The organism is uncultured Campylobacter sp. (assembly GCF_938030785.1).
Lineage (GTDB): Bacteria > Campylobacterota > Campylobacteria > Campylobacterales > Campylobacteraceae > Campylobacter_B.
The window spans coordinates 1-11,401 of the sequence record NZ_CALHIK010000105.1 but is presented as its reverse complement, the minus strand read 5'-3'; the positions used below and the strand labels follow the sequence as shown (position 1 = coordinate 11,401).

Below are 11,401 nucleotides of genomic sequence, written 5' to 3'. Positions count from 1 at the left end.
AGCGCGCCGAGGGGCAGCATGACGTTTGAGCTTACGAAGTCCAAACAGTCAAAAAAGCTCGCGCCGAAAAGCTTAAATTTGCTCGCATAATCCGCGTGCATCGATAGCAGCGAGCACGCGCCGAGCACCGCTATGACGCACCCAGAGATACAGACTGCGCGCAGACGCGAAATTTTAAACCTGCCGATGAGATAGAAGACGAAAGGCTCGATCATCGAAACCGCGCTCGTGATCCCCGCGAAAAAGAGCGAGACGAAAAACGCGACTTCAAGCACCTGCCCAGCTAGCCCCATTTTTGCAAACATCGTAGTGAGCGAGACGAACACAAGCCCCGCACCCTGCGCGGGATCGGCATGGAATTCGAAGATGAAGGTAAAGACGATGAGCCCCATCATCAGCCCGATCGCGATGTTGATAAATACGATGTTTACCGAGCTGCGTACCAGCCGCACCCCCTCGCTAAGCGACGCCGCGTATGCTGCGATACAGCCGACGCCCACGCACAGGGTAAAGAGCGCGAGCCCGAGCGCGGAGAGGATGGAGCTAACGGTGATTTTGCCGAAGTCGGGGTAGAAAAGAAATTTCGCCGCCGCGCCGAAGCCCTGCATCGTGCACGCATACGCAAGCATCGCAAGCAGCAGCACGAAAAGCAGCGGCATCATCACGACGTTTAGCCGCTCGATGCCGCTTTTGATGCCGCGCGCGACGACGGAGAGCGTCAGCACGAGCGCAAGCGCGTAAAAGCCCAGGCTCGTGGCTAGCGAATGCGAGATGAGATCGTCAAATACGGCACCCGCTTCTTCGGCGGTTGAAGGTAGTGGAGAAAAGCCCAAAAAGATATATCGGATCACCCAGCCGAGGATGACGAGGTAAAAGGACAGCACCAGCATGCCGCCCGCGATGAAAATGCCTCCCGCGCGCCATTTGCGTCCGCCGCGCGGTGCCAGCGTCTCGTACGCGCTCGGTAGATCCCTCCCGCTTAGCCTGCCTAGCGCCATCTCGGCTAAGAATATGCTAAAGCCCACTCCCAGCGTGAGCGCGAGGTATAAAAGCACGAAGGCGCTGCCGCCGTTTTGACCCACGAGGGTGGGGAATTTCCATGCGTTGCCAAGCCCCACCGCGCCGCCTGCGACGGCAAGTATGAAGCCGATTTTGCTAAATTTATCGTTCATTTTCACTCCGATGATTTTTAAATTTTAAAGCCGCGGAATTTTAAAATTCCAAACTATCGCCGCAATCTCGCTATGAAATTTGGCGCGCTACTTTTGGACTGCTTTGGCGCTAAATTTTAAAATTTCGCGCGCGATGCCGTGCAGCTGCACTACGGCGTCTTTGCCGCGATCTTGCGCAGGTTGGCGCGTGGGTTAGCGCGGTCGCGTCGAAAGCTGATTGCGGTGGCCGCACGCTCTTGTCTGGACATAAAATTCCAAGCGCGATTTTTGTAAGCCGCCATAGCCGCTCACGGATCGCCGCAAGTTCGCTATGAAATTTGGCGCGCCGCTTTGGGTTACACTTTAGCGCTAAATTTTAAAATTCCAAGCGCGATGCCGCGCGGGCTACCGCAAAATTTTGCGTACCGTTTCTGCGTAGAATTTTAAATTTAACTCGCGCCTAATCCGCAAAATTTCAACCCGCGCTTAGATGCGTAAAATTCCAAGCTCTCTTAGCGCGATCAAAATTATGGCTACGGGCGAGACGCAGCGCAGCAGCACGAAGTACCAAATTTTAAATCCGAGCTCGCCCATATACGGCGCCAGTAGCGCGTGGACGGCTTCTTTTCGCATCACAAATCCCACGAAAACTACGATTACGAGCCCGCCTATCGGCATTAAAATTTTCGAGGTCGCGTAGTCTAGCACATCGAAAAACGGCGTGCCGAGTATGCTAAAGCTATCCGCCGTAGCGCCGTAGTAGCCCAAAATGCACGCGATGCCGAGGACGTAGGTAAACGCAAAAACGATCGCGCAGGCGCGCAGGCGGCTTATTTTGTGCGATTTTACGAGATAATACACCGAAGGCTCGATCATCGAGATCGCCGAAGTGATCGCTGCAAAAATCAATGTAAGAAAAAACGCGAACGCCAGCACGTGCCCGATCGCGCCCAGCTTGCTAAACAGCATCGCAAGCGAGACAAAAATAAGCCCCGGGCCCGATTGCGCCGGATCTGCGTTAAATTCAAAAATAAAGGTAAAAACCACGAGTCCCATCATTATGCCGATCATAACGTTAATAAATACGATGTTTAGGCTCGAAGTTAGGATATTGGTGCGCTCCGGTAGGCTCGCGGCGTAGGTCATAATCGTCGTAACGCCCAGCGATAGCGTAAAAAACGCAAGACCGAGCGCTTCGAGCACGCTTTTAGAATTTAGCGCGCTAAAATCGGGCACGAGCAGGAATTTTGCGCTTTTGCTAAAGCCGTCGAAGCTCATCGAATACACCACCATCAGCACTAAAAGTATGAAAAGCGCGGGCATCATCCAGACGTTTAGCCGCTCGATACCGCTTTTGATGCCGCGCGAGACGATGTAAAAGCACACGAGCGACATCACGCTAAAGCAGGCTATCGCGATGATCGGGCTATCTTTTAGTAGAGCGGAAAATATCTCGCCGCTTTGCGCCATATTGCTTGGCAGCGAAAATGCCGACGTGATCGTGTATTTTAAGATCCAGCCCATCACGACGCTGTAAAACGAGTAGATGAGAAGTCCCGAGATCATAAAAAATCCCATCTTGCTCCAAGCCTCTTTATGCGTAGGCGCTAGGCGTCTGAAAGAGTCCACGGGATCGCTCTCGCCGATCCTTCCGATACAAATTTCGCCGATAAAAAGGACGAAACTTACTAAAAATGTCAGCAAAAGATAGAGCAGGATGAAGGCGCTGCCGCCGTTTTGACCCACGAGAGTGGGGAATTTCCACGCGTTGCCGAGCCCCACGGCACTGCCTGCGACGGCCAAGATAAAGCCGATGCGCGTAAATTTATCGTTCATTTTGCACCTTTTTTAAAATTTAGCCGCAATATTAGCAAATTCCAGCTTAAAGGCGGTATTTAAATTTTACCAAAGTCGCTTGAGAGAGCAAACGGAGCGAGATTTGGATATGAATATCCGAGCCCTGCTAAATTTTAAGTCCCGAAACGCTAAAATCATCCAAAAATTTCAAAACCAAAGGCAAAACATGCAAGTCAAACTTCTAAATTTCACTCCGCTTTGGGTCTGCTCAAACGCGATCCGCACCTGCTGGCAGAGCTTTGAGCGCGGCGATTGCGGTGGCACCAAAGACCTGGCGCTAATAGATCGCGTCGGCAACCAGCTCAAGCACTCAAGCACGCTCGAGCACCTCTACTACAACTTCTACATCAGCGGTATTTCGCGCGCGCTGCTTCAGGAGCTGGCGCGCCACCGCCTCGCAAGCCTTAGCGTAAAATCCACTCGCTACACTCTCAAAGAATTGCGCGGCGAGGGTAGCTTCGCGCAAGGAGATTTCGAAAACGCCGCGCGATACATAGTGCTTACGGGCAACGAAGCGGTCGATAACGCAAGTATCGCAGCTCTTGAAAATCTGCGTGTAATCTTACAAACCCCAATCAGCCTTGATATCGCCAAATACTGCCTGCCAGAGTGCTACAAGAGCGAGCTTAGCTGGAGCATAAACGCTCGTAGCTTGCAAAACTTCCTCGCTCTGCGCTCTAGCAAGGCGGCGCTTTGGGAGATCCGCGAGCTTGCCGGTAAAATTTATCATGCGCTGCCGCAGGAGCATAAATTTATATTCCAAAGCTGCATGGCAGGCGAGAAGATGCAAGGCGAAGAGTAGCGCGCGGGATAAATTTAGATACAAAAAGGGCTGCGATGATAAAACTTACGCAGATGAGAGCGGCTTTTGAAAAGGAGGAGCCGGACGCGCTTTATCTTAGCTATCTAGGATGGGTAAAAACCCTGATTCCGTTTTGGAGGCAGGCTGCTGCGAGGATCGCGGAGCTAAGCGGCACGGCGGATGAAAAAAGAGATAAGCATCTGCGAGCTATCGACAATTCTTTAGAACTGATGCAAGCTTGGCGGTTTAAAAAGATAAAATACGTGCAAGCAAGAAGAAAAGAGATCGATAGCGCCATAAGTTTTATTCGAAACGGCGCCTTAACGCAGCAGGCGCGCAGATACGCCTTCGCGCCGGTCTGTAGAAATTTAGCGAGCATCTTGCGTAGCTTTTTATATGTTTCGACTTTCGGCTATTCGGACGAGCAGCTTTCGACCGTATTTGCCCAAGACATCTACGAAATAGCGTTGTGTCATACGCTATTTCCTTTTGATACAAGCGATTTTGTGTATTATCTGCCGCGAGAGAAATCCATCCATACGCAATACCCCGCCGATTTGGATAACTGGCATTTGATGATGAGCGAGGCGGGCAAGGCCTTGAATATCGCGGAGCTCACCAAAGAGGTAAATGAGCAGGCTCGTAAAATTTACGAAAATTACAAAACGCCGTTTGAATGGAAATATGACGAGGGGGTTTGGGATTTGGAATTTGAGAATGTTTCAAGAAAGCTGCATTATGCGGGCTTGCGGGCTTTTACGGGTCTGAGTAATGCAGAATAAAAAGCGCGCGAAATTTTAAATTTGCTTTTAAAATTCCGCCCGTAGGCGGTAAAATTCTGCTGCCCGACAGGATGAAATTTTAAAATTTTAGCCGAGCGGGCATTCGGTCGCTAAATTTAAACGGGCGTTTTAAACAGACGCTCGTTGTGGCTGCAGCGCTGAAAATTTTAACGGCGACGAGCCGAAAACTGCTACGGTGAGCGATAAATTTAAAGGACGGATTATGAAAAATCTAGCGCTTGTGATGTTTAGCGGACAGACGCACCTCGATTTTGTGGGGTTTTACGATTGTATGCTAAGGCTCAAAGCCGTCCGCCCGCAGCTTGAGATGAGGTTTTGCTCGCGCGAGCGGCAGGTTTCGGACAGCGGCGGCCTTACGATCGATGCGGGCGAGATCACGACGGATCTAGGCGGCTTTGATGCGGTTTTTGTGCCCGGCGGTATGGCGACGCGCCGCCTTAAAGACGATGCGGGCTTCATCTCGTGGCTCGCAACCGCGCGCGATGCGAAGTATAAGTTTAGCGTTTGCACCGGTTCGCTGCTTCTGGGCGCGGCGGGGTTTTTGCGAGGTAGGCGTGCGACTACGCATCCGTTTTGTTACGATCTGCTGACGCCTTACTGCGCGGACGTCGTGCACGAGCGGCTCGTACGCGAGAGCCTGCCCGCAGGAGGCGAGATCATCACTGCTGGCGGCGTGAGCAGCTCTATCGAGCTTGGGCTTTGCGTGATCGAGAAATTCGCAGGCGCCTCTGCGCGCGAAGCCGCCGCCGCGGCAATGGATTATCCTTATTATGGCTTTAGAAGCAAGCCTGTGCGATGAAATTTTAAAGCCGCTAAGATCGGTGGCGCGGTTTATAAATACCGCAGTAAATTTTAAAATAGAGAGGAGGTAAATCTTAATGCAAGCAGTAAAGATATTAAAAACATTGTGGAAAGTCATCAAGATCGTCATACTCGCAGCATTGATATTACCGTTTGCGGCATTGATATTGTTTGTTTTATTTATAGCTTTTCTATTTTCACCCCTTAATACGGATTTTTCATATATAGAAAATAAAAATTTGGCTAAATTTGAAGCCTTAATAAATACGAAGGGAGAAACTTTGCTCATTTATCGCAAAAAAAGTCCTCCTTTATCGTGTAGTGAAAAAATACAGACTTGTATCTGTTACGCGCATTTTATAAAGGCGGATAAGCCCTTTACTTTGACGCAACAAAAAATGTTGCAAGAGGGCTACGAGTTTGTTTCCGAGTCCGACTGTATAGCTGAAACTACAAATTTGCATGAATTTAAGCTATCGTGGGCGATGCCGTCTTATTATTATGCCGGCAGTCGGGAGTATTTGATATATGGTTCAATCAAAAATTTAAATATAACGGCAATAGTGAACGATAAAAGGCGAATATGGCACAAAAAAGAGCACGAATCGGGACAACCGAGCGATTATGATCACGAGGTTATTTTTTATCCGGAACTTAATATAATTCAAATAAATAAAATGGGGTATTAATAGTGTGCGCTAAATTTACTTACGACCGATTTAATATAACGTTGCGAACTAAATTTAAAAGCCTTTAGGATAAAATTTAAAGATTTGAAAGATTGGACTTTAGTCTTACGGACGTTTATCGAAGTAGATAAAATAACGATATAATGGGTTTTACATAAAATAGGAGATCACAAAGACAGCATAAAGCCGGCTCAAATTTTATCGCTGCTTTCGCATATATCTTTCGTAGCGGCGATCATTTATAGGTTAAAATTCAGAGATAATAACCCGTGGGAGTTTGCAATCGCGCTTTTTGCCTACGCGATTTTGTTTGCTTTTTATCCGCAGACCCTGCTTAACGATAATAGAAAAACGATCGCCCTGCTGCTGTTTATGGCGCTTTTGATCGTGATCGTGTAGCGGCGCCTATAAAATCGGCGGGATCGGTTGGCGGCGAGAGAGCGCGTGCGATCCGCCTTTGATTGCAGCGGCGCGCACGAGCGGTACTATTTTTAAAATTTATTGTAAAATTAGGACGTTAATTCATTAAAGCTTAAAGGGCTGGCATGCAGATAAATTTAGACGACGTGAGGATCGAGAGCGGCTGGAAAGAGGCGCTTAGGGAGGAATTTTTAAGCGAGTATTTTGCGAAGATCAAAGAAAACCTACTCGCCGCAAAGGCGCGCGAGATCGTCTATCCGCCGGGAAATTTGATCTTTAACGCCTTTAATCTCACTCCGTTTGAGCGGGTGCGCGCGGTGATTTTGGGGCAGGATCCCTACCACGGCGCGCATCAGGCGATGGGGCTTAGCTTTTCGGTGCCGCACGGCGTGCGAATTCCGCCCAGCCTCGTAAACATCTACAAAGAGATTAAGAGCGATCTGGGTATCAGCGAGCCTGCTAGCGGCGATCTGAGCTACTGGGCGAAGCAGGGCGTGCTGCTACTTAATGCGAGCCTTAGCGTGGGTGCGAACCGCGCGAACTCGCACAGCGGCTTTGGCTGGCAAATTTTTACCGACGCCGTGATTAAAATTTTAAGCGCGAGACGGCAAAATTTAGTCTTTATGCTGTGGGGAAATTTCGCCAAAGCAAAATCTGCGCTGATCGATGCGCAGAGACATCTCATTTTAACTGCCGCGCATCCTAGCCCACTTGCGGGGGGAGCGTTTTTTGACTGCAAGCATTTTAGCAGATGCAACGAATATCTGCGCGCGCACGGTCTGGGAGAGATCGATTGGGATCTAAATCACGGCGCAGATTAAATGTATTTTAAATGAAATTTGCGTAAAATGTGGCGTAAATTCTAAAACGGCTAGGATTTAAGAACTATCACAAGGAGCGGTATTTAGAGATAAATTTAGACAAAGCGGCTTGGTTTAAGTGCCTAAACCGTGCGAGCGCGCGGTAACGGCTTGGATTAAAATTTTAGGAGCAATCATGAAGAGGATAATTTTAGGGATTTTTTTGCTATTTACAAGCAGTGTAGTGGCAAATACCTTATCGGAGATCAGGCAATCGGGTGCGATTAGAGTGGGCGTTTTCGAGGCGCAGCCGCCTTTTAGTAAATTTGAAGACGGCAAATTTGAAGGATTTGAGGTTACTTTGGCAGAGGCGCTGTCGAAGGATATATTCGGCACAAAATCGGGCAAAGTCGAGTTCGTACCGGTAAAAGCCAGCGAGCGTTTAAGAGTGCTTGAAGAAAACAAAGTAGATATGGTGCTCGCGACCTTTACTATCACCAACGAGCGTAAGCAGGTGGTCGACTTTACGACCCCATATTTTGCGGTAAATATAGGCGTACTAACCCGCACAGGCGATAGGATCAAAACCGTATCCGATCTACACGGCAAGCCGATCATAGCCGAAAGCGGCACCACTGGCGAGGCGTATTTTAGAAAAGAGGGCTTTGACGTCATAAACTGCGCTACTGCAAATGAATGCTACAAGATGTTAAAAGAAAATAAGGGCATCGGCTACGCGACCGACAACCTGTTAGTTTTGGCTTATGCCGTCATCGATAGCGATACTGAGGTAAATATCAAGAATTTAGGCCCTTCGGAGTTTTTGGGCGTTGCCGTGCAGAAGGGCAACAAAGAGCTACTGGACTTCTTAAACGGCGAGCTTATCAAGCTAAGCAAAGAGGGCTTTATGAAAAAGACCTACAACGAAACTATCGAGCCGTATTACAAGGGCACGGCGGAGAAAAAATATTTCTTGCTGGACGATCTTTACAGCTTGTTTTAGCGCTCGCGTGGAAGCCCTATTGATCGCGCGGAATCTCTATTAATAGCGCGGAATCTCTATTAAGTCGCCGCTGCGGGTAAAATTTAGACCGAGTAAATTTACTCGCGATTGGTCGATAAAATTTTGCAAATTTACGGCTTGTTTTGCGACAAGCCGTAAATTTAGCCCAAATCTTTCAAATTTAAATTTAAACGACGCTTGCGTTTGGACGAATTCGACAGCGGATTTAAAAACCCCCATCATTACCTGCAATAATTTTTGATCGCTAAATTTTATCCGCAAGGCTTATATTTAGGTTAAATTTATGTTTTATAAAAATTTGATTTTAAGAAAATTTATATTACAATATCCATAAATTTTTTGGAGGAAAGAAATGAAAAAGTCATTGCTTTTGATTCTATTGTCGGTTATTTTTGCATTTGCGAATTCTTTAAGCGAAATCAAGCAAAGCAAGGTTATCAGAGTGGGCGTCTATGAAAATGAGCCGCCTTTTAGCAAGTCCGCCGAAAAGGGCTTTGAAGGTTTTGAAGTCGAGCTTGCTAACGCTTTGGCGGGTAAAATTTTCGGTTCCGCCGGCGGCCGCATCGAACTTATCCCGGTAACGAACGAAGTGCGCTTTCCGATGCTTCAAAATAACCAAGCCGATATGATAATCGCGGCTGCAAGTATCACCGAAGAGCGTAAAGGCAGCGTCGATTTTTCGATGCCGTATTTTACGGTGAATTTAGGCATTTTAACGAAGAAAGAGTCGAATATCCACAAAGTGGGCGATCTGATGGGTAAAAAGATCGGCGTCATCCGCAAAACTACCGGCGAGGCGTATATCAAAAAAGACGGCGGTTATAATGTTTCTTACTGCAACGATTCGGTCGATTGCTACAGGAGATTAAAAAGCGGCGAGATCGACGGATACTGCAATAACAACCTTTTCGTTATGGTTTATCCTATCGTGGATTCGGCGGTCGAAGTCAATATCAAAAATTTAGGCGAGAACGTATTTTTGGGCGTCGCGGTGCAAAAGGGCAATGCAGAGCTTCTTGAGGCGGTGAATAAAGGTCTAATCGCGCTTAGCAAAGAGGGTTTTTTCAAAAAGGCCTATGAGGGCACTTTCGAGTCTTTCTATAAAGGCACTGTCGATAAAAAATACTTCCTACTCGACGATCTTTACAGCTTTTTCTAGTAAATTTCTGCTAAGAATTAGCCTGCGTTAAATTTACACACAACCTCAAACGCGCTTAGCAAATTCCGCTAAGCGCGCTTTAAATCAAATGTTTTTTAAGAAATTTTGGGATAAAATAGCGCGTTTTTTTAGAGGAGTTTAAAATGAAAAAAACGCTATTTTTCATGCTTTTATCTTGCGTCTTTGCCTTTGCGAATTCGTTAAGCGAGATAAGGCAGAACAGGGTGGTTAGAATTGCCGTTTATGAAAACGAACCGCCCTTTAGCAAGGTTACGGACGGCGACTTTGAGGGCTTTGACGTTGAGCTTGCCAACGCGCTCGGCGGTAAAATTTTAGGCGCAGCGGGCGGCAGAATAGAGCTTATTCCGGTGTCGGCGCAGGCACGCTTTTCGTCTATTCAAAATAATCAGGCGGATATGGTTATCGCGGCTGCGAGCATAACCGAGGAGAGAAAGAAGATTTATGATTTTTCGATGCCCTATCTTTCGGTAAATTCCGGAGTTTTAACCAGAAAAAGCGATAACATCAAAAAAATAGGCGATCTGCAAGGCAAGAAAGTAGGCGTCATCCGCGGCTCTACGGGCGAAGCGTATATGCTAAAAGACGGCGGATACAATCTAGCGTATTGCAAAAACTCCTCCGATTGCTACAAGCGGCTAAAAAGCAGCGAGATCGACGGCGCGTGCGACGATAATCTATTCGTAATGGTCTATCCGGTAGCGGATTCGAGCGTTGAGGTCAATATCAAAAGTCTCGGCGAGAACGTATTTTTAGGCATCGCGATGCAAAAAGGAAATTCGGAACTCGTCGAAGCGGTCAATCAAGCGCTAATCGAGTTAAGCAAAGAGGGCTTTTTCAAAAGGGCGTACAACGACACTTTCAAGCCGTTTTATAGAGGCACCGTCGATAAAAAATACTTCCTTTTAGACGACATATACAGCTTCTTTTAGAATTTTAAATTTTGATTGCGGGTCGGAATTTGAAGCTTTGCGGCTTTAAATTCTAACCCACGCGGTCTTAAAATTTCGTCTCGAAATTCGCTTTAAATTTTGTTAATTTTTCTCGCCGCCGCGCCGAAGCCCAGCGTATACGCGGCAGTTGCAATCTTCAGTATTTGCGACCATTTACGGCGCGCAAAACTAGATTGAACCAAGATTTAAAATTTTACTCCAAGCCCTTGGAATTTTTTAAATCCCGCATGCGCTCCTGCTGCGACTGCACGAACGCGCTGTATCTCGTAAAAAGATAATCTTTGATCTCAAAAATCATCAACGTAAAAATCGAAGGCAGCGTAAAAAATCTAATCGTTATAAACACGAGATCAAGCGCGGTCAGATCATCGCCGCTCGCATGATACCCTCCCGCGTCCGCAGTTAAAATCCCGTGCAATACTTCGTAGTTGTAAAGGATGAAAATCGTCACGAAAAGCGTTGAGAGCTTCGATACGATCTTATTCATGATCTGCGCCACGTCCTCATCGGCGATCACCGACATCGCAAACCACACGAGGGTGAAAAACAGCGGAAAGACGATGTTAAAATTTAGCGAGTTATCAAGCTTCTCCGCGCCCGTCACCGCGATGATCGCAAATACCGCCGCAAAGGGGATCACAAATAGCGCGAAGGTCATCGCCGATTTTATCGCCTTGAAAAAGCTATACGTAAGAAGAGGCGCGCCCAAAGCGAGCAAAAAGACCGTCAGCGCGTAGTTGGCTTTGGCAAAATCGTATAGATTAAGCAGCGCAAATACCGATGCTGCGGCAAGTAGCGGCACGCTGAGCTTAAACAGCACCCCATATTTGGCGTATGCGCGTGACACGATGGCGTCTAGTCTGCTAAATTTGATGTTTAAGCTGCGGGCTTTGATGAAAAACAAAATGACGAATTTGACGATTA

At 47.5% G+C, this 11,401-nt stretch carries 11 protein-coding genes; 8 read left to right on the top strand and 3 right to left on the bottom strand.

Features of this window, described 5'->3' with window-relative positions; translation table 11 throughout:
* The coding region (locus Q0438_RS06010; protein WP_299188542.1) for a sodium-dependent transporter at positions 1-1,172 on the bottom strand (1,172 nt) is incomplete at its 3' end.
* Positions 1,173-1,637: 465 nt separating this feature from the next.
* Positions 1,638-2,987 carry a sodium-dependent transporter gene (locus Q0438_RS06005; protein ID WP_299188540.1) on the bottom strand — a complete coding sequence of 450 codons (1,350 nt, stop codon included), beginning with the start codon at positions 2,985-2,987 and terminating at the stop codon, positions 1,638-1,640.
* A 187-nt stretch (positions 2,988-3,174) separates the two neighbouring features.
* Between Q0438_RS06005 and thyX the strand changes: the two genes are divergently transcribed.
* From thyX to Q0438_RS05965, 8 genes are all read left to right on the top strand, one after another.
* Entirely contained in the window at positions 3,175-3,810 is a 636-nt protein-coding gene (gene thyX / locus Q0438_RS06000) for an FAD-dependent thymidylate synthase (RefSeq protein WP_299188545.1), read from the top strand.
* A 35-nt stretch (positions 3,811-3,845) separates the two neighbouring features.
* On the top strand, positions 3,846-4,592 hold the full coding sequence (locus tag Q0438_RS05995) for a hypothetical protein (protein WP_299188538.1): 747 nt from the start codon (positions 3,846-3,848) through the stop codon (positions 4,590-4,592).
* A 223-nt stretch (positions 4,593-4,815) separates the two neighbouring features.
* Positions 4,816-5,412, top strand: coding sequence for a DJ-1/PfpI family protein (locus tag Q0438_RS05990; RefSeq protein WP_299188536.1), 597 nt, complete (start codon positions 4,816-4,818; stop codon positions 5,410-5,412).
* Between the two features lie 79 nt (positions 5,413-5,491).
* Positions 5,492-6,103, top strand: a complete 612-nt coding sequence (locus Q0438_RS05985) for a hypothetical protein (protein ID WP_299188535.1) — start codon at positions 5,492-5,494, stop codon at positions 6,101-6,103.
* A 545-nt stretch (positions 6,104-6,648) separates the two neighbouring features.
* Positions 6,649-7,344 (top strand): uracil-DNA glycosylase, encoded by a 696-nt coding sequence (gene ung / locus Q0438_RS05980; protein ID WP_299188533.1) that lies wholly within the window; start codon positions 6,649-6,651, stop codon positions 7,342-7,344.
* A gap of 175 nt (positions 7,345-7,519) precedes the next feature.
* Positions 7,520-8,326 (top strand): transporter substrate-binding domain-containing protein, encoded by an 807-nt coding sequence (locus tag Q0438_RS05975; RefSeq protein ID WP_299188530.1) that lies wholly within the window; start codon positions 7,520-7,522, stop codon positions 8,324-8,326.
* Between the two features lie 373 nt (positions 8,327-8,699).
* A complete protein-coding gene (locus Q0438_RS05970) occupies positions 8,700-9,506 on the top strand; it encodes a transporter substrate-binding domain-containing protein (RefSeq protein ID WP_299188527.1) in 807 nt (268 codons plus the stop codon).
* Positions 9,507-9,649: 143 nt separating this feature from the next.
* Positions 9,650-10,456 (top strand): transporter substrate-binding domain-containing protein, encoded by an 807-nt coding sequence (locus tag Q0438_RS05965; RefSeq protein WP_299188524.1) that lies wholly within the window; start codon positions 9,650-9,652, stop codon positions 10,454-10,456.
* Positions 10,457-10,670: 214 nt separating this feature from the next.
* On the opposite strand, the gene Q0438_RS05960 is transcribed toward Q0438_RS05965, so the two are convergent.
* The coding region (locus tag Q0438_RS05960) for a hypothetical protein (protein WP_299188521.1) at positions 10,671-11,401 on the bottom strand (731 nt) is incomplete at its 5' end.